General features: G+C 64.3%; 18 protein-coding genes. 2 read left to right on the forward strand and 16 right to left on the reverse strand.

Annotated elements, in window-relative coordinates:
* Positions 1-21 precede the first annotated feature (21 nt).
* From EJ079_RS06195 to EJ079_RS06260, 13 genes are all read right to left on the reverse strand, one after another.
* Complete coding sequence (locus EJ079_RS06195) at positions 22-909, reverse strand: branched-chain amino acid ABC transporter permease (RefSeq protein WP_127808391.1); 888 nt, start codon at positions 907-909, stop codon at positions 22-24.
* A 7-nt stretch (positions 910-916) separates the two neighbouring features.
* The gene (locus EJ079_RS06200) at positions 917-1,627 is read right to left on the reverse strand and encodes an ABC transporter ATP-binding protein (protein ID WP_127808392.1); all 711 of its coding nucleotides are present in this window, start codon (positions 1,625-1,627) and stop codon (positions 917-919) included.
* Positions 1,620-2,399 (reverse strand): ABC transporter ATP-binding protein, encoded by a 780-nt coding sequence (locus tag EJ079_RS06205; protein WP_127267607.1) that lies wholly within the window; start codon positions 2,397-2,399, stop codon positions 1,620-1,622. The genes EJ079_RS06200 and EJ079_RS06205 overlap by 8 nt, the downstream gene beginning before the upstream one ends.
* Positions 2,400-2,411: 12 nt before the next feature.
* Positions 2,412-3,620 carry an ABC transporter substrate-binding protein gene (locus EJ079_RS06210; protein ID WP_027040146.1) on the reverse strand — a complete coding sequence of 403 codons (1,209 nt, stop codon included), beginning with the start codon at positions 3,618-3,620 and terminating at the stop codon, positions 2,412-2,414.
* Positions 3,621-3,825: 205 nt separating this feature from the next.
* Entirely contained in the window at positions 3,826-5,589 is a 1,764-nt protein-coding gene (locus EJ079_RS06215) for an ABC transporter ATP-binding protein (protein ID WP_127808393.1), read from the reverse strand.
* Between the two features lie 211 nt (positions 5,590-5,800).
* Positions 5,801-6,745 carry an acetamidase/formamidase family protein gene (locus EJ079_RS06225; RefSeq protein ID WP_127808394.1) on the reverse strand — a complete coding sequence of 315 codons (945 nt, stop codon included), beginning with the start codon at positions 6,743-6,745 and terminating at the stop codon, positions 5,801-5,803.
* Positions 6,735-8,378: an ABC transporter substrate-binding protein gene (locus EJ079_RS06230; RefSeq protein WP_127395846.1), complete on the reverse strand. Its 1,644-nt coding sequence runs from the start codon at positions 8,376-8,378 to the stop codon at positions 6,735-6,737. Before EJ079_RS06230 ends, EJ079_RS06225 begins: the two co-directional genes overlap by 11 nt.
* Positions 8,379-8,412: 34 nt before the next feature.
* Positions 8,413-9,333 (reverse strand): ABC transporter permease, encoded by a 921-nt coding sequence (locus tag EJ079_RS06235; RefSeq protein ID WP_127808395.1) that lies wholly within the window; start codon positions 9,331-9,333, stop codon positions 8,413-8,415.
* A complete protein-coding gene (locus EJ079_RS06240) occupies positions 9,330-10,196 on the reverse strand; it encodes an ABC transporter permease (protein WP_206622027.1) in 867 nt (288 codons plus the stop codon). The genes EJ079_RS06235 and EJ079_RS06240 overlap by 4 nt, the downstream gene beginning before the upstream one ends.
* A gap of 19 nt (positions 10,197-10,215) precedes the next feature.
* Entirely contained in the window at positions 10,216-10,833 is a 618-nt protein-coding gene (locus EJ079_RS06245; protein WP_127268207.1) for an ANTAR domain-containing protein, read from the reverse strand.
* The gene (locus EJ079_RS06250) at positions 10,830-11,924 is read right to left on the reverse strand and encodes a transporter substrate-binding protein (protein ID WP_127808397.1); all 1,095 of its coding nucleotides are present in this window, start codon (positions 11,922-11,924) and stop codon (positions 10,830-10,832) included. The genes EJ079_RS06245 and EJ079_RS06250 overlap by 4 nt, the downstream gene beginning before the upstream one ends.
* A gap of 176 nt (positions 11,925-12,100) precedes the next feature.
* Complete coding sequence (locus EJ079_RS06255; RefSeq protein WP_127808398.1) at positions 12,101-12,589, reverse strand: hypothetical protein; 489 nt, start codon at positions 12,587-12,589, stop codon at positions 12,101-12,103.
* A 161-nt stretch (positions 12,590-12,750) separates the two neighbouring features.
* Positions 12,751-13,620, reverse strand: coding sequence for a helix-turn-helix domain-containing protein (locus EJ079_RS06260; RefSeq protein ID WP_127808399.1), 870 nt, complete (start codon positions 13,618-13,620; stop codon positions 12,751-12,753).
* Positions 13,621-13,712: 92 nt separating this feature from the next.
* Between EJ079_RS06260 and EJ079_RS06265 the strand changes: the two genes are divergently transcribed.
* Entirely contained in the window at positions 13,713-15,257 is a 1,545-nt protein-coding gene (locus EJ079_RS06265; protein WP_127808400.1) for a 4-hydroxyphenylacetate 3-hydroxylase N-terminal domain-containing protein, read from the forward strand.
* Between the two features lie 6 nt (positions 15,258-15,263).
* Entirely contained in the window at positions 15,264-15,773 is a 510-nt protein-coding gene (locus EJ079_RS06270) for a flavin reductase (RefSeq protein ID WP_127328062.1), read from the forward strand.
* Between the two features lie 75 nt (positions 15,774-15,848).
* On the opposite strand, the gene EJ079_RS06275 is transcribed toward EJ079_RS06270, so the two are convergent.
* The 3 genes from EJ079_RS06275 to EJ079_RS06285 form a co-directional block, all read right to left on the reverse strand.
* Positions 15,849-16,505 (reverse strand): methionine ABC transporter permease, encoded by a 657-nt coding sequence (locus tag EJ079_RS06275; RefSeq protein ID WP_127266743.1) that lies wholly within the window; start codon positions 16,503-16,505, stop codon positions 15,849-15,851.
* Complete coding sequence (locus tag EJ079_RS06280; RefSeq protein ID WP_127808401.1) at positions 16,486-17,583, reverse strand: methionine ABC transporter ATP-binding protein; 1,098 nt, start codon at positions 17,581-17,583, stop codon at positions 16,486-16,488. Before EJ079_RS06280 ends, EJ079_RS06275 begins: the two co-directional genes overlap by 20 nt.
* 91 nt (positions 17,584-17,674) lie before the next feature.
* Complete coding sequence (locus EJ079_RS06285; protein WP_127808402.1) at positions 17,675-18,529, reverse strand: MetQ/NlpA family lipoprotein; 855 nt, start codon at positions 18,527-18,529, stop codon at positions 17,675-17,677.
* Positions 18,530-18,563 lie beyond the last annotated feature (34 nt).

An 18,563-nucleotide genomic window follows, 5' to 3' on the forward strand; every position in this document is an offset into this window, starting at 1 on the left:
TCAGATGTCCCTTCCGACATGTCAGGCGTCCCTTCCGAACAGGCCGGCCGGCCGGACCAGAAGCACGATGGCCATGATGACGAAGACCACGAGGTTGGAGGCCTCAGGATAGAAGACCTTGGTCAGGCCTTCGGCAAGGCCGAGCATGTAGCCGGTGACGATGGCGCCAAGGATCGATCCCATGCCGCCGATCACGACGACGGCGAAGACGACGATGATGAGATCCGACCCCATAAGCGGGCTCACCTGATAGATCGGCGCTGCCAGAATTCCGGCAAGCCCAGCCAGCGCGGAGCCCAGACCGTAGGTCAGGGTCAGCAGCAACGGCACGTTGACGCCGAAAGCCTGGACGAGGCGGGGATTCTCCGTCGCGGCGCGCAGGTAGGAACCGAGCCTGGTCTTCTCGATCAGCACCCAGGTTCCGAAGCAGACGATCAGCGAGGCGACGACGACCCAGCCGCGATAATTGGGCAGGAACATGAAGCCGAGATTGGTGCCTCCCGAAAGCAGCGGCGGGACGGCGTAGGGGTTTCCCGAGACGCCGTAATAGTAGCGGAAGATGCCTTCGAGCACGAGCGCGAGGCCGAAGGTGAAGAGCAGCCCGTAGAGCGGGTCGAGATCGTACAGCCGCGACAGCGCCAGGCGCTCGACCACGATGCCGAAGACACCGACGATCAGCGGCGCAAGGATCAGCGCCGGCCAGTAGCCGATGCCGAGATGGGTGAGCAGCAGATAGCCGACGAAGGCGCCGAGCATATATTGGGCGCCATGGGCGAAATTGATGACCCGCAGCAGGCCGAATATGACGGCCAGGCCCAGGCTCAGCATGGCGTAGAACGAGCCGTTGATCAGGCCGACCAGCAACTGGCCGAGGAAGGCCTGAACCGGGATTCCGAAGATCATCGTCATGGCGCCATCATACACCCAGGACTTCGTGGAGCTGCGTCATGCGGTCCGGCAACTCGCCGACCGGGAACCCCGCCACCACCTTGCCGTGCTCCATCAGATAGAAACGATCGGCGACACGGCTGGCGAAGCGGAAGTTCTGCTCGACCAGCAGGATCGTCATGCCGCGCTTTTTCAACGTCGCCAGCAACGCGCCGATGCGCTGCACGATGACGGGAGCGAGCCCCTCCGTCGGCTCGTCGAGAAGCAGCATTTTCACACCCGTTCTCAACATGCGCGCGATCGCCAGCATCTGCTGTTCGCCGCCCGACAGCCTGGTGCCGGGACTGTTGCGCCGCTCCTTCAGATTGGGGAACAGATCGAATATCTCCTCGACGCTCATGCCGCCCTCGGCCACGACCGGCGGCAGAACCAGGTTCTCGTCGACGGTCAGCGTGGCGAAAATACCGCGCTCCTCCGGCACGAAGCCGATGCCCTGATGCGCAGTGCGGTGCAGCGGCAGCCGCATCAGATCCTGGCCGTCGAAGGCGATCCCGCCGGTTCGCTTGCGGATCAGCCCAATGATGGCGCGCAGCGTCGTCGTCTTGCCGACGCCATTGCGGCCGAGCAGTGTGACCGTCTCGCCGGAATACACTTCCAGATCGACGCCGTGCAGCGCATGGCCCTCGCCATACCAGGCGTTGAGGCCGCTGACGGCAAGCAGAGGTGCGGTACTAGTCATCGGCGGTGCCCATATAGGCGATCTTGACGCGCTCGTCGCGGCTGACCGTGGCGTAGTCGCCGGCGGCCAGCACCTCGCCGCGCTGCATGACCGTTATCCAGTCGCAAAGGTCGGCCACGACAGTCAGATTGTGCTCGACCATCAGCACGGCGCGATCCTTGGCCACCGAACGGATAAGGTCGGAAACCGTGGCCACGTCCTCGTGCCCCATGCCGGCCATCGGCTCGTCCAGCAGCAGCACTTTCGGATCGAGCGCCAGGGTCGTGGCGATCTCGAGCACGCGTTTCCTGCCATAGGAAAGGTCGCCGGCGAGCCTGTTCCTGGCGTCGTCGAGACCGACCGAGCGCAGCAATTCCTCGGCACGCGGCGTCAGCCGGTCGAGCGCCGCCAGCGAGCGCCAGAACTGAACGCTGAGCCCGCCCGGCCGCTGCAGGGCGACGCGGACATTGTCGAGCACGCTGAGGTGCGGAAAAATCGCCGATATCTGGAACGAGCGCACCAGGCCCATCCGCGCGACCCTGGCCGGCGACGTGCGGGTGATGTCATGGCCAAGCAGCTCGATCCTGCCGCTGGTCGGCGCCAGGAACTTGGTGAGCAGGTTGAAGACAGTCGTCTTGCCGGCGCCGTTGGGTCCGATCAGGGCATGGATGTTGCCATGGCGAACATCCAGATCGACGTTTTTCACGGCGATGAAGCCGGCAAAGTCACGCCGCAACCCGCGGGCGGAAAGCACCACAGGCGGCTCGTTCGCGCTCAGGTCAGTCGGCGCCATCGGCCGCGCCGATCACTGGCCGGCCGTCGGACAGCCGCTTTCCTTTTCGCTCAGGAAGGCCTCGTTGCCAGGAATGGTGGCGAGATATTTGTAGTAGTCCCACTCCTTGGTGCTCTCGGCTGGCGACTTGACCTGATAGAGGTACATGTCGTGGACCATGTTGCCGTCCGCCTGCACTTTGCCGTTGGTTATCGCGGCGTCGTCCACAGGCATCGAATGCAGTTGCTTGGCGACGGCTTCGGTCTCGTCCGTGCCGGCCTTGTCGATCGCTTTCAGGTACTGCGTCACCGCCGAATAGGTCGAGGCCTGGATCATGTTCGGCATGCGGTTGGTGCGCTTGAAAAAGCGCTGCCCGAATTCGCGGCTCTTGTCGTCGCGATCCCAATAATAGCCTTCGGTCAGCACAACGCCCTGCGCCGCTTGAAGGCCAAGCCCATGCACCTCGGCCAGCGTGAACAGGAGTGCGGCAAGACGCTGACCGCCCTGCACGATGCCGAATTCGGCCGCCTGCTTGATCGAGTTGGAGGTATCGAGGCCGGCATTGGCCAGGCCGATGACCTTGGCGCCCGACGATTGCGCCTGCAGCAGGAAGGACGAATAATCGGTCGATCCCAGGGGATAACGCACCTCGCCCAGCACCTTGCCGCCATGGCTCTCGACGAACTTGGTGGTCTGATCCTTCAGCGAATAGCCGAATGCATAGTCGACGGTGACGAAGAACCAGCTGTCGCCGCCCTGCTGCACGAGAGAGCCGCCTGTCCCAACCGCTTGCGAATGAGTGTCATAGGCCCAGTGGAAGCCATAGGGCGAACATTGTTTGCCGGTCAGCTCCGTGGTTGCCGCGCCGGTGACGATGTCGATCTTCTTCTTTTCCTTGGAGATCCCCTGGACGGCGAGCGCCACCGAAGAGGTGGTCAGTTCCATGATGGCATCGACCTGTTCGGTGTCGTACCACTGCCGCGCGATGTTGGAGGCGATATCGGGCTTATTCTGGTGATCGGCGCTGATGATTTCTATCGGCGCTCCCTGCACCTTGCCGCCGAAATCCTCGACCGCCATCTTGGCCGCCTCGACCGACCACTTGCCGCCGAAATCGGCGTAGACGCCCGATTGGTCGTTGAGAATGCCGATTTTGACCTTGCCGTCGGAAATTTCAGCGGCCGAGGCAGGGATCGCGGATGCGGCGAGAAGTGCCGCGGAAACGAAAAGGCTTACCTTCATGGTTGACTTCCTCCCATAGCGATGAATCCGACCGACCCTCCTACGATCGATCATCGCAATGGTATTGAACATGAGGAAGATAGGGACAGAGGGCAAGAGGCCGTTAGGGATTTCGTGCTCGAAGCGATACGGTTTGGCGGCGGAACGCGAGCCTTGAGCGCGAGATAGAGACACAAACACGTGAACCGCCGGCGGCAGTGCAGGCTCAGCCCTCGGCGGCGACGAGGTGGCCGTTGCCGACATCCCTCAGCGCCAGTTTCAACGGCGCCTCGCCGATCCTGCGGGTGGCGCTCGGGATCTCCTGGTCGAGGCGGGCGAAGCGGCTTCTTCGCTTGGCTGGATCGGGCACCGGCACGGCTTCGATGAGGCGTCTGGTGTAGGGGTGGCGCGGGTTGGAAAAGACCTGGTCGCGCGTGCCCATCTCGACGATCTGGCCGAGATACATGACGGCGACGCGGTCGGAGATGTTCTCGACCACAGCCATGTCGTGCGAGATGAAGAGATAGGCGACGCCGAATTCGCGCTGTAATTCCTTCAACAGATCGAGCACGCGCGCCTGCACCGAAACGTCGAGCGCCGAGACGCTTTCGTCGGCGATGATCAGCTTCGGCCGCAGCGCAAGAGCGCGTGCAATACAGACGCGCTGGCGCTGGCCGCCGGAGAATTCATGCGGATAGAGCTCCATCTGATCGGCCGACAGGCCGACGCGCTCGAACAGCGCCGCGACACGGTCACTGCGCTCTTGCTTCGAGGCGATGCCATGGATCAGCAGCGGCTCGGCGACGAGTTCGCCGACGCGCATGCGCGGGTCGAGCGAGGCGTAGGGATCCTGAAAAATCATCTGCACGTCGCGGCGCACCGCCTTACGCTCGTCGCGACCAAGGCCGGACAGATTGCGCCCGCCAACCGCGATATCGCCGCTGTAGGGCACCAGTCCGGCCAGCGCCTTGGCGGTGGTCGACTTGCCACAGCCGGATTCGCCGACCAGCGCCAGCGTCTCGTTGGGCGCGATCGAGAAGCTGACGCCTTCGACGGCGTGGACGCGACGGGTGACCCGGCCGAAGAAGCCGCCATGCAGGTCGAAGCGGACATGCAGGTCGGTGACTTCGGCGACATTGGCCGGCAGCGCCGTCTCGACATCCCTGGATTTTTGGCGGCCGACGCCGCTGCCGATGCGCGGCACTGCGGCCAGCAGCTCGCGCGTGTAGTCGGCTTGCGGCCTGGCAAAAATGTCAGCGGTTCTTCCCTCTTCGACCATGCGGCCATGCCGCATGATGATGACGCGGTCGGCCATTTCGGCGACGACGCCCATGTCGTGGGTGATCAGGATGACGCTGGTGCCGTGCTGGCGCTGCAGGTCGCGCAGCAGCTCCAGCACCTCGCCTTGCACGGTGACGTCGAGGGCCGTCGTCGGCTCGTCGGCAATCAGCACGTCCGGCTCGAGCGCCAGTGCCATGGCGATCATCACCCTCTGGCGCATGCCGCCGGAGAGCTCGTGCGGAAACTGCTTCAGCCGGCTTTCGGCTTCCGAAATGCGCACCGCCTTCAACGCCTCGATGGCGCGCTGACGAGCTTCGCCCTGCGACAGGCTGGTGTGTGCCTCGATGGATTCGGTGAGCTGCCGGCCGATCGACAGCACCGGGTTGAGCGAGGTCATCGGCTCCTGGAAGATCATGGCGATGCGGTCGCCGCGAATGCGCCGCATCCGGCGCTCGTCGAGAGTCGTCAGATCTGTATCGCCCAGATGGATTTTCCCAGACGATATGCGCGCCGCCGGCTGCGGCAGCAATTGCATGATGGCCAGTGCGGTCATCGATTTGCCGGAGCCGGATTCACCGGCAATGCAGAGCGTCTCGCCACGCGCCAGCGTCAGCGACAGGTCGGAGACGACCTCGCGCTCGCCGTCCTCGCCGCGCACGCTGACGCAGAGGTTGGCGATGTCGAGGATGGGTTCGGGGGTTGAGGTCATTGCAAAGGCAAAGTTCTGAGAGGTTTATTCCGGCACGCCCCCCTCTGTCCTGCCGGACATCTCCCCCTCAAGGGGGGAGATTGGCCGTCACGTGGGCCGGCGCTCCCCCTTGCAACATTAGAGATTGGCGAAAGCCGAAGTGACATCTGATCTCCCCCCTTGAGGGGGAGATGTCCGGCAGGACAGAGGGGGGTGCAGCGCCGACTTGACATCATTCAAACACGCAGCGCGGAAAATAGAACGACACCACCCAGTTCGGCATGTCGACGATCTCGCTGATCCTGAGATCGCCGCACACAGAGGCCAGCATATAGGCTTCGACCGGGTCGATCTTGTACCTCCCGGCGAGCAGGTCGACCATCTGCGCGACCGCTTCCCTGGCGCCCGCCATCAGGTCCGGGCCGATGCCGGTCGTCACCTCATAACCCTTGGCGTCGAGATGGCGCGTCACCGGGCCTGGCGTGGTGAAGCGCGGCGTCTTCAGCCTGGCATCCTTGACCAGATCGAGCTTGAGCACGACGTCCATCGGGCTTTCGATCGCCGTGCCGCAAACCTCGCCGTCGCCTTGCGCGGCATGGGTATCGCCGACCGAAAACAGTGCGCCCGCCACTTCCACCGGCAGGTACAGCGTGGTGCCGGCGGCGAGATCGCGGATGTCGAGATTGCCGCCGACGCGCCTTGGCGGCACCACCGAATGGTGGCCCTTTTCCGCCAGCGCGTTGCCGATGGTGCCGGCGAAGGGTTTCAACGGCACCCGCGCATTTTTGCCGAACAGCGCCGGCTCGAGCGAGGCAGCGTCGTATTTCCAGATGTTCAGCGCCGGCTCCTTGAAGTCGTCGGCGAGCAGCCCGAAACCGGGAATGTTGGCCGTCCAGCCGAAGCCGGACGGTTTGAACATCTCGATCGTCACCTTCAGCGCGTCACCCGGCTCGGCGCCCTCGACGAAGATCGGCCCAGTCACCGGATTGACGGTGGCGAAGTCGAGCCTGGCGACGTCGGCGACCGTGCTGTCGGCCTGCAACTGGCCGCCGGAGGAATCCAGGCACTGGAACTCGATGGTCGAGCCGGGCGCCACCCGCTCGGCCGGGGCAAACGAATTGTCCCAGCCGAAATGATGTTGGCGCCCGTGGATGGTGTAGTCGCAGTTATTGCACATCTTTTACGTACACATTGTCGTAGTTGATCGGGATATGGACCGGGTCGACATAGAGGTTGTCGGCGCCGCCCATGCGCGCCGATTTCATGGTGAAGCGCTGCTCGTTGAAGACCGGCGCCCAGGGCGCGTCTTCCATCACCTTGTCGTAGATGGCGCTCCACATCTTGTCGCGCTCGCCGGCCTTGGCCGGGTCGACCACCGAGTCGGCCTCGGCCGCCTTGGCGTCGAGATCCTTGTTGCAGTACCACGACCAGTTCCAGCCGCCCGGCACCGCGCCGGCGCAGCCGAGGATCGGGCCGTAGAAGTTCGACGGATCCGGGAAGTCGGCGATCCAGGCCATGCCGCCGGACCAGATCATCGGTGCGCCGGCCTTGTCGCCGCCGGCGGCAATGACGTTTGCCTGAGCCAGCGATTGGATGCTGGCCTTGATGCCGATCGCCGCCAGGTCCTGCTGGATCGCCTGGGCGATGCGCGGGTTGGGGTCGGTGTTCATGGCGAACAATTGCGTGTCGAAACCATCGGGATGGCCGGCCTCGGCAAGCAGCGCCTTGGCCTTGGCGACATCATAGGGATAGCCCTTGTACTCCTTGTCGTAGCCGGGCATCGACGGCGGCAGCGGCTGGTTGGCCGGCACGGCGCGGCCGTTGATGATCTGGATGATGCGCGCCTTGTTGATCGCCATGTTGACCGCCTGGCGCACCTTCACATTGTCGAACGGGGCCATGGTGGTGTTCATGGTGACATAGCCGGTGTGCAGCTGGCCGCCTTCGACGACGCGTGCCTTCTGCTCCGGATCGGCCATCACCTCCTGGAATTTTGCCGGCGGAATGCCGTCGCCGGGAACGTCGATCTCGCCCTTCTGCAGGCGCAGCAGCGCAACGATCGGCTCCTGGCCGATCTCGAAGGTGATCTTGTCCAGATGCGGCAGGCCCTTGTGCCAATAGTCCGCATTGCGCTCGAAGACGATGCGCTGGCCGAGTGTCCACTCGGCGAGCTTGAAGGCGCCGGTGCCGACCGGATGCTTGCCGAAATCGGCGCCGTATTTCTCGACCTCTTCCTTCGGCACGACATGCGAGAAGTTGATGGCCATGACATGCAGGAAAGTGGCGTCGGGCCGGGTCAGCTCGAACTTGACCGTATAGGGATCGACGACGGTGACGCCGGAGAGGCTCTCGGCCTTGCCGGCGGCGACATCGTCATAGCCCTTGATCGAGCCGAAAAAGCCGGCGCCGGGGCTCTGGGTCTTTGGATTGGTGACGCGGTCGAGCGAATATTTCACGTCGTCGGCGGTCATTTCGCGGCCGTTGTGAAATTTCACGCCATGGCGCAGCTTGAAGGTGAAGGTCTTGCCGTCGGGCGCGATCTCGTAGCTTTCGGCAAGGTCGGGCTTCAAATTGGTGGTGCCCGGTTCGTAATCCATCAGCCCGTCGAACAGGCTCTTGATCATCGACCAGTTCTGCCAGTCATAGCCGATCGCCGGATCGAGCGTGGCGACATCGTCCTTGTAGGTGATGGTGATGGCGCCGCCCTGCTTGGCGTTCGGATCGATCGCGTCTTCGGCGCGAACACTTGTCATGCCGAGCATCAGCGCCAGCGCCGATGCCGCTACCGTGGATGCGAGAAACTTTTTCATTTTTATGTTCCCTTTCTCTGTCTGGTTTTCATTTTCATCTGAGCTTGATGCGGGGGTCGATGAAGGGCGCGATGACGTCGGCCAGCAGATTGCCGAGCACGATGGCGAAGGCCGAGACCAGGGTGACGCCCATGATGATCGGGATGTCCACGCGCTGGATGGCCTGCCACGCCAGCTGGCCAATGCCAGGCCAGCCGAACACGCTTTCGACGACAACAATGCCACCCATGAAGATGCCGATGTCGATGCCGATCATGGCGATGACCGGCAGGATGGCGTTGGGCAGCGCATGGCGGAACAGGATGGCTCGCCGCGCCAGGCCCTTGGCGCGGGCGGTGCGGACATAATCCTGGCGCAGAACATCGATCATCGACGAGCGCATCATGCGGGCGTACCAGCCGGCGCCGAGTATGCCCATGGTCAGCGACGGCAGCACGAGATGACGCCAGGTGCCATAGCCGCCGATCGGGAACCAGCTGAGCCGCACGGCAAAGACGTAGAGCAGCAGCAAGCCGACGACGAATTGCGGCGCCGAGACGCCGACGAAGGAGGCGACCATCAGCGTCTGGTCGGTGGCGGTGCCGCGCTTGACGGCGGCGATCAGGCCCATGCTGAGGCCGAGCAGCAGCTCGCACAGGATGGCGCCGACCATCAGCAACAGGCTGGCCGGCAGCCGCGAGACGATCAGCTCGGTGACTTCGGAGCGCTGGATGTAGGAGCGGCCGAGATCGCCGCTGATGAGCTTCGTAAGATAGCGCCAGTACTGGACGATGAAGGGCTGGTCGAGGCCGAGCTGCTGGCGGATGTTCTCGACCGTCTGCGGCGTGGCGCTGCGGCCGGCGATCTGGCGCACCGGGTCGGCCGGCAAGAGATAGAGCAGCGCGAAGGTGATCAGCGAGACGCCGAGCAGGATCAGCAGCGACTGGATCAGGCGGCGGCCGAGATAGGCGATCATGCCCGGCCCCTTTGCGTCGGATCGAGGATGTCGCGCAGCGCGTCGCCGATCAGGTTGAAGGCCAGCGCCAGCGCCAGGATCGCCGCGCCGGGAAAGAACACCAGCCAGGGTGCTGCCTGGAAGTAGGTCTGGTTCTCGAAGATGATGTTGCCCCAGGACGCGGTCGGCGGCTGCACGCCGATGCCGAGGAAGGAGAGCGTCGCCTCCAACAGCACCGTGGTCGAAATGCCGAGCGTGCCCCAGACGATGATGGTCGGCAGGAGATGCGGCAGGATGTGGCGAAACAGGATGCGCGGTGCGCTCGCGCCGATGGTGCGCTCGGCGTCGATGAACTCGCGTTCGGCGAGCGAAGAGGTCTCGGTGTAGATAACGCGGGCGGTCTGCACCCAGTTGACCAGGGCGATGACCATGGCGACGATCCACAGGCTTGGCTCGAACACCGCGGCCAGGCAAATGGCGAGCAGCAGTGCCGGAAACGCCATCATCAAATCGGTGAAACGCATCAGCGCACTGCCGATCCAGCCACGGAAATAGCCGGCGACAACGCCGACCAGCGTGCCGATGAACAGCGCCACGCCATTGGCGACGATGCCGATGATCAGCGAGGTGCGGGCTCCGTAGAGGATGCGGGTCAACAGGTCGCGGCCGAGCAGGTCGGTGCCGAGCCAGAATTTTGCATCCGGCGGCAGTGGCGAGCCCTCGATGGTCAGGCCGTCGAACATCTGCTCGTTGGGATCATAGCCGGTCAGCCATGGCGCCAGCACGGCGCCGGCGACAACGGTGGCGACGATCACCAGCCCGAGCAGCGCCAGACGGCGTTTGACCAGCCGGCGCCAGACGCCGGCGCGCGGCTTGACCGACATGCGCCCTGGTGCGGTGAGATCAGGCGCGATGGGACTGGTCATCGCCGCCTTCTTCCCCCGTTGCTTCTTCACTTGTCATGGCCACGATCCGCCGCGCGGCATCCTCGACGCTGATCTGCCAGCTCATCGCCAGCGAGCGAAGCTGCGCATAGGCGCGGCCGTCATCGGCGCCTTTCGCCAGTGCCGTCACCGCGCGCACGATGGTCTGGCGCTCGGCGACGCGCTGGCGAAGCGAGGCGATTTCGCTGGCCAGGTGTTTTCGCGCCTCGAAACTTTGCCTTGCGATCAGCAGTGCGCTGTAGACGCCGGCATTGCCGACCGGCTTCAAGAGCTGGGCGTCGGCCTTGTGCGACAACGCCCATTCGATGCGGCCGGGCGCCTCGGAACCGATCAGCGCCACCAGCGGCATCGGCGCTTCGCCCGGCTTCCACGGGAATTGCTCGTCGAAGCCGAGATCGGCGTCGAAGAAGACGAAATCGGCCGCCAGCGCCTCGGGCGGCAGTTCGGGCCAGCAGTCCAGCGTGATCAGGCCGATGGCCGACAATTGCCTGGTGATCGCCTGCACCGTCGGATGCGGGCGGTGCAGGATGAAGGCCCTGGCGCCGCCGAGATTGGGGATGCGTGGGGTTCTCGTCACGACACCACCCTCAGGCGCGGGCGGCCGAATGTTTTTGCCGGGTCGTAGCGCGACAGATACGGGTCTGGCGCGACTTCGTCCTCGCGGCTGACGACCTCGAAGAAGCCATCCGCGATGCGCCCGATGATCACCGGCAGTGTCGCGTGCTGGGAATGGGCGTCGATGGCTATCGGCCCGAGCCGGGTGGAGAAGCGACGTTCTGCGAAGGCTCTGGAAAATTCCGCCGGACCGGCTTCGTGATTGCTGGAGAGCACGTCGGCCATCACCTGCACGGAGGCATAGGCGGAGGCCTCGAAAGACGAGGCGAAGGCGGCCGGCCGCGGCGCGAAATACGGCCCGACCGACAGATGTCCCTTGCCGGATTCACCGATCGCCGGCAGCTCACCTTCGGTGAGGTTGCAGGAGATGACGGGACAAGTCTCGGGACTGAAGGCGGCATCCTCGTGACCCAGGTCGCGATAGGCCGCGAGGAAGGCGTAGGACGAGGTGCCGATCAGGTTGTTGAGGACGAAGTTCGGCCGCGTGGCGCGGATCTCCGCGATCAGCCGCGACACATCGGTCTCGCCGATGCGCAGGTAGCGTTCGCCCAGAACCTTGCCGCCGGCATCGGCGATCAGGTCGCGCGCGACGCGGTTCATCTCCCAGCCCCAGATGTAGTTCGAGCCGAGCAGGAAACCGTTGGCGCCGAAACGCGGCACGACATGCGCCATCAGCGGCACCAGATGCTGGTTGGGGCAGGCGTGCATGTAGACGACGTGCTCGTTGGCCTCGAAGCCCTCATAGGGGCAGGCGTACCAGAGCATGCCGCCCGCCTTCTCGAGCACCGGAATGGTTTCCTTGCGGCTCCACGAGGTGACGCAGCCGACGACATGGCGCGCGCTGCTGGTCCTGAAAATATCCTCGCACAGCGTCGCGTAGCGGTCCGCATTGCTTTGCGGATCGCGCTCGACCGGCACCAGTTCGATGCCTGAGCTGCGATCGGCGTTGATGTCGGCGATGGCGCGCATGGCGCCGATGCGGCACGCATCGGAGACGAGCTGATAGCTCCCCGAGCGGGAATACAGGATGCCGATCTCGATACGCCGTTTCAAACAGATCCCCAAAATGACAATGCCCCGCAGCCAGCGCCGCAAGGGCGAGGCATACGAGGCATTCTTGCCGCCCGGCGATCAGAGCCGGTATTTTGCGCTAGCGTATTCTGTCCGGCGGGTCAGTCAAGCCCTCAACGATATTTGCGTGACCGTCATCGCTGTTTCGCTGCCGCCGGCTATCTGGCCGCCGGCCTCTGAGCGTGTTGACGGGCATAGGTCACACAGGCGTCCACCGTGCTGACACAAAGCGCGTCGCGCCTGTTCGGCAAATTGTTGTCGCCGGCATAGGCAACTTCGGCGACGCGGCCGTCGACTATGCGAATTTGCGTGTCGCAATAACCGCCGGGAGCGACATTGACGGAGCCGCCGACCGCGGGGATCGCGCCGACCGCCAAAGTCGGAACCACAATGCTGAGATTGCCGCGCTGGACGATGCGCTTGTAGGTCCAGATCTGGCCCGATCGGCCGGCGTCGGCGGTGGCGGTCGGAAACCCGGCGCACATTCGAACATCGGCTTCGCTGAGGCCGACCATCTCCTTGCGGGCGGCCGCCGCCGTTGGATCAACCTTGGCGATACGCGACGTATCGTCGGGAACGACGCAGGAAGACTGGATGCCGACACAGAGAACAGCGAGGGCAAGCTTTTGAATGCAGGAAAATATCATGCCGACTGTCAGATTGGTCCGATGTCAGATTTGCGTGGCGCCCGCCGCTCCTTTCTACCTAGGCAGACAGGCGAAGGGATCAACCCGTTCAGCTTCACGAAAAAGTGGCTGTGGCTGCAACATGGAGAATTGCGCGTCACGGGTCTGCATTTCACGCAGGATCAATGGCCCTGCAAGTGCCTCCGGCGCCAGGCGGCGGGCGCTTCGCCGACCCGCGCGCGAAAGAACCGTGAAAAATACGCCGGGTCGTCGAAGCCGATCTCGTAGGCGATGTCCTCCACCGTGCGTACGGTGAACAGCAGCAGACGCTTGGCCTCCAGCAGCCGCCTTTCGCTGACGACCCGCTTGACGCCGACGCCCAGCACCGCATGGGCAGCCTTGTCGAGAAGATGCGGCGTGGTGGCCAGCGCCTCGACGTAGCGATCGACCGGCCAGTTGTCGCGGAAATGCGCGTCGGCGAGCCGACGCAGGCCCCGCGCCAGCGAAGCATCGGAAGAGGCGGCGGATGCGGTCACGCCGGGGCTGAGGCGCGCAATGTGGGAGAGTGCGACTGCGATCAGCGCCGGCAGGACCCTGTCATTGCCGGCTTGCGCCTCGGCATATTCGGCGGCGATCATCTCCAGCACCGCCGCCAGTCTCGCCCACGCCGCGTGTCGTGGCAGACCGTCGGCAAAGACCGGCCTGTCCAGCGGCAGCAGGCTGTGAGCGGCGATGGCCGCGAGCGCGCCGTCGGCGACCGAGACGACGATGGCGTCGGTGCCGGGTCCGATCGAGAAGCCATGCACGACAGCGCTCGGCACGAAGCTGACGGCAGGCGCCGAAAAGTCCCAGGATCGGTCTTCGATACGGTAGTTGCCGGAGCCGCTGGTCCAGTAGGTGATCTGGCCCATCTGCGGATGCTTGTGCGCCGCAACCTGACCAAGATGGATATTGCTGCGCGCAAGCACCGTCTCGACATGCAGGAAGCCGACATCGAGCGGCCTTACCGGCTCGCCATAGACGAAGAAGTCGGGGATGGAATTCTGGCTCATGGCGCCCGAAAAAGTCCAATCGGTTTTGCCGTTCCGTCCATAACAGATGCATGCCCAAGGTGCTAGTGTTGCGGCTTAAGAGGAGGACCATCATGCGATCAGAAGACTTCCGCGCCGACAAGGCACGGCCGTTCACCGGGGCCGAGTATCTGGAGAGCCTGCGCGACGGCCGCGAGGTCTATATCAATGGCGAACGCATTGCCGATGTCACCACGCACCCGTCGATGCGCAATTCGGCGCGGTCGCTGGCGCGCCTCTACGATGCGCTGCATGATCCCCTGCGACGGGACACGCTGACCTCGCCGACCGACACCGGCTCGGGCGGCTACACCCACAAATATTTCCGGGTTGCCAAATCCTCTGGCGAACTCGCCGCCCAGCAGACGGCGATCGCCGAGTGGTCACGCATGTCCTATGGCTGGATGGGGCGCACGCCCGACTACAAGGCGGCGCTGATGAACACGCTCGGCGCCAATGCCGACTGGTACGGGCCGTTCAAGGACAATGCCCTGTCCTGGCACAGGCGTGCCCAGGAAGCCGCACTGTTCATGAACCATGCCATCGTCAACCCGCCGATTGACCGCCACAAGCCGGCCGAACAAGTGAAGGACGTCTTCGTCCACATCACCAGGGAGACGGATGCCGGCATCTACGTCTCCGGCGCCAAGGTGGTGGCGACGTCCTCGGCGCTGACGCACTATAATTTCCTGGCGCAGGGATCGGCGACGGTCACCGAGGATCCGTCGCTGTCGGTGATGTTCATCGTGCCGATGAATGCGCCTGGAATAAAGATGTTCTGCCGCGTCTCCTACGAGCAGACCGCCAACACGATGGCGGCACCCTTCGACTATCCGCTGTCGTCACGCTTCGACGAGAACGACGCGATCCTGGTGCTCGACAATGTCTTCATCCCCTGGGAGGACGTTCTGGTGCTGCGCGACGCGCAGAAAATCCTGTCCTTCCATCCGGCATCCGGCTTCATGCATGGCTATTGCTTCCAGGGCTGCACGCGTTTCGCCGTCAAGCTCGATTTCCTCGCCGGCCTGCTGGCCAAGGCGCTGCGCGCCACGGGCGGCGATGCTTTCCGCGGCAACCAGGCGGCACTGGGCGAGGTCATCGCGCTCAGGCACATGTTCTGGAGCTTTTCCAACGCCATGGCCTACAACCCGATCCCGTGGGCGAATGGCGCGGTGCTGCCCAATCTGGAAGCCGCGCTCGCCTACCGCACCTTCATGTCGGAAGCCTATCCGCGCGTCATCGACACCGTGCGCCGGGTGATCGCGTCCGGGCTGATCTACCTGCCGTCGTCGGTGCGCGACTTCAACAACCCCGAGATCGACAAGTATCTGGCGCAATATGTGCGCGGCTCCAACGACATGGGCCACATCGAGCGCATCAAGATCATGAAGCTTTTGTGGGACGCGACCGGCACCGAGTTCGGCGGCCGCCACGCGCTCTACGAGCTCAACTATGCCGGCGCGCCGGAAGAGGTGCGGCTGCAGGTGCTGAAAGGAGCTGAGCGCGGCGGGCGGCTGAAGGCGATGGAAGAGCTCGTCGACACCTGCATGGCCGACTATGACGAGAATGGCTGGACGGGCGATACCTGGTTCAATCCGCTTGTCTCAACGGCCGAGTGAAACCAGATGGCCACGCAGATTTCGAAAGCCGATTTCCGCGACGCCATGGCGAGGGTCTGCGCGCCGGTCAACATCGTCACCACCGATGGCCCGGCAGGGCGCGGCGGCTTCACCGCCACCGCCATGTGCAGCGTCTCCGACGAGCCGCCGACGCTGCTGGTGTGCATGAACGGGCGCTCGACGCAGGCCGCCATGTTCCTGTCCAACCAGCGCTTCTGCGTCAACGTGCTGACGCATGACCACATGCATCTGGCGGGAAAATTCGCTGGCGCGGCCAGGGACATGGAGGCACGCTATGCCTCGGCGCGCTGGCAGACGCTGACCTCCGGCACGCCGGCACTCTCGGATGCGATCGTCAATTTCGATTGCGAGATCGAGACTGTACATGTCGTCGGCACGCACAATGTCATGATCGGCCGCGTCATCGACGTCCGGCACGGCAGCGGCGGCTCGGCCCTGCTCTATGTCGACCGCAGCTATACGCAGCCCACGCGGCTGGGCAGCTTTGGCGGGTGAAGCCGGGCGTCAGACGGTTTGGTGGCGGAAAGGCCTCCGCCTATCCCGTACGCGGCCGTGCCATCAGCCAGTCTTTCACCCCCGCCGATCCAGCCTCGCCACCAGCCGGTCCCCCGCCCACTGGATGCCGCAGACCAGGATGATCAGCACGATGACCACCGCGATCATGACGGACGTCTCAAATCGTTGATAGCCGTAGCGGATGGCGAGGTCGCCGAGGCCGCCGGCGCCAATGGCGCCGGCCATGGCCGAGGCACCGATCAGCGTCACCAGCGTCACCGTGAAGCCGGCGACGATGCCGGGCAGGGCTTCCGGCACCAGCACCTCGCGGATGATCGTCCAGCGGTTGCCGCCCATGGCGCGCGCCGCCTCGATCAAGCCACGGTCGACCTCACGCAACGACACTTCGGCAATGCGCGCGTAATAGGGCGTGGCGGCGATCGACAGCGGCACGATGGCTGCCCATGTGCCGATCGAGGTGCCGACGATCAGCCGCGTCACCGGGATCAGTGCCACCAGAAGGATGATGAAGGGCACCGAACGGAAGCCGTTGATGACGGCGCCGAGCGCCCGGTTCACCCACAGGCTTTCGGCAATCCCGCCGCGTTCGGTGGCGATCAGTGCCAGGCCGAGCGGCAGGCCGAAGACCAGCGAGATGAGGCCGGAGGCGGCTGTCATCAGGACGGTTTCCCAAATCGAACGCAGCAGAAGTTCAAACAGGATCGGCGACATGGCCAAGCACCTCCACCCGCGCCTGGCGGGTCTTCAGGAATGTGATGATGTCAGCGAGATGATTTGCATCGCTGCCGGGAACAGACAGGAACAGCGTGCCGACGGGCTGTTGCTGGATATGGTCGATGCCGCCGTGGATGAGGCGGAAGGCGCCTGGAACAGCCGTGGCAAGGTCGGACAGCAACGGGCCGCGTGCCGCATCGCCGGCCACGTCGACGCGCAGGATCGTCTCCGCGCCGGCCGCCGGCAGCAGCCGGGCCGCCAGTTCGGCTGGCAGCTGCGGCCGGATGGCGCCGAGCAGGCTTTTGGTGATGTCTGATTGTGGGTCGGCAAACACCGACCAGACCGGCCCTTGCTCGACGATGCGCCCGGCGTCGATCACCGCAACGCGGTCGGCGATCGAGCGGACCACCTCCATCTCATGTGTGATCAGAAGGATGGTCAGCCCAAGCTGCCGGTTGATGTCCTTGAGAAGGGCGAGGATGGAGCGCGTTGTTTCCGGATCGAGCGCCGAGGTGGCTTCGTCCGACAAGAGCAGCGCCGGGCGTGCTGCCAGCGCCCGGGCGATGCCGACACGCTGCTTCTGGCCGCCCGACAGTGACGCCGGATAGGCTTTTGCCTTCTCGGACAGGCCGACGAGGTCGAGCAGTTCGGCGGCGCGCTTCAGTCGCTCGGCCTTCGGGCGGCCCTCGATCTTCAGCGGCAGCGCCACATTGTCTTCGACGGTCTTGGCCGACAGCAGGTTGAAATGCTGGAAGATCATGCCGATGCGCCGCCGCAGCGGCTGCAGCTCGCGCTCGCCAAGCCGGCTGATCTCTCGGCCTTCGATGAACACCTCGCCGGAGTCAGGCCGTTCCAGCCCGTTCAGGCAGCGGATCAGCGTCGACTTGCCGGCGCCGCTGCGGCCGATGATGCCGAGGATCTCGCCCTTGCGCACGGTCAGCGAGATGCCGTCGAGCGCCGCTGTCACACCGAAGCGGCGCTTGAGCTCGACGAGGCGCACGACGTCCTGAGACGGGTCGGGCCGGCCATGGGTCGGATCGGCGGTTTCTCCGGATGCCGTGATATGCTGGTTCATGAATGTTCCTGTTCCCGAAAACGCAATCGCGGCCCGCGCCTAAGCGCGGGCCGCTGTTGCTCTCGAACCGGGCTTCCGGTCGACGATCGGATCAATAGGCGCTGAGGCCGGTGCCCTTGTAAACCTTGTCGAACTCGGCCTTCACCGCCTCGTTCTGATAGGAGGCGACCAGCGTCTTCACCCAGGCTTCGTTCTCGTTGCCAGCCTTCACCGCGATGAAGTTGCGGTAGGGATTGTCGGCGATCGGCTCCTGCGCGATGCGGTTTTCCGGCGTCAGGCCGCTTTTCAGCGCCCAGTCGGTGTTGACCACCGCGGCGTCGAGATCCTCGACCGAGCGGCCGACAATGCCGGCGTCCAGCTCCTTGATCACCACCTTCTTCGCGTTCTCGGCGATGTCGGCGGTGGTGGCCAGAATACCGGTGCCGTCCTTCAATTTGATCACGCCTTCATTCTGCAGCACGCGCAGCGCCCGGCCTTCATTGGATGGATCGTTCGGCACGCCGACGACCGCGCCCTCGGGCAGGTCGGCGACTGCTTTGTACTTCTTCGAGTAGAGGCCGATCGGCCACACGCCGGTATAGCCGACGCGCACGATATGATACCCTTGAGTCTTGATCTGGTTGTCGAGATAGGGCTGGTGCTGGAAGGCGTTGGCGTCGATTTCGCCGCGCTCCAGCGCCTCATTGGGCTGGGTGTAGTCGTTGAACACCACGGTTTCGATGGAGAGGCCCTTTTCGGCGGCCTGGGCGACGACGACTCGCCAGACATCCTCGTCCTCACCGCTGATGATACCCACCTTGATCGCCTTTTTGTCCTCGGCGAACGATGCGCCGGGCGCCATCAGGCTGCCGATCGCCACGGCCGAGGCGAACAGCAGAGCAAGGCCACTGCGCCGGTTGACGGTTGACCCCGGGGAAGATGGCAAAGTGTTCTTGAAGTCGGACATGATTGATCTCTGTGGTTGTGAAGTCATGGCAGCC

This window comes from Mesorhizobium sp. M7A.F.Ce.TU.012.03.2.1 (assembly GCF_004006095.1).
GTDB lineage: Bacteria > Pseudomonadota > Alphaproteobacteria > Rhizobiales > Rhizobiaceae > Mesorhizobium.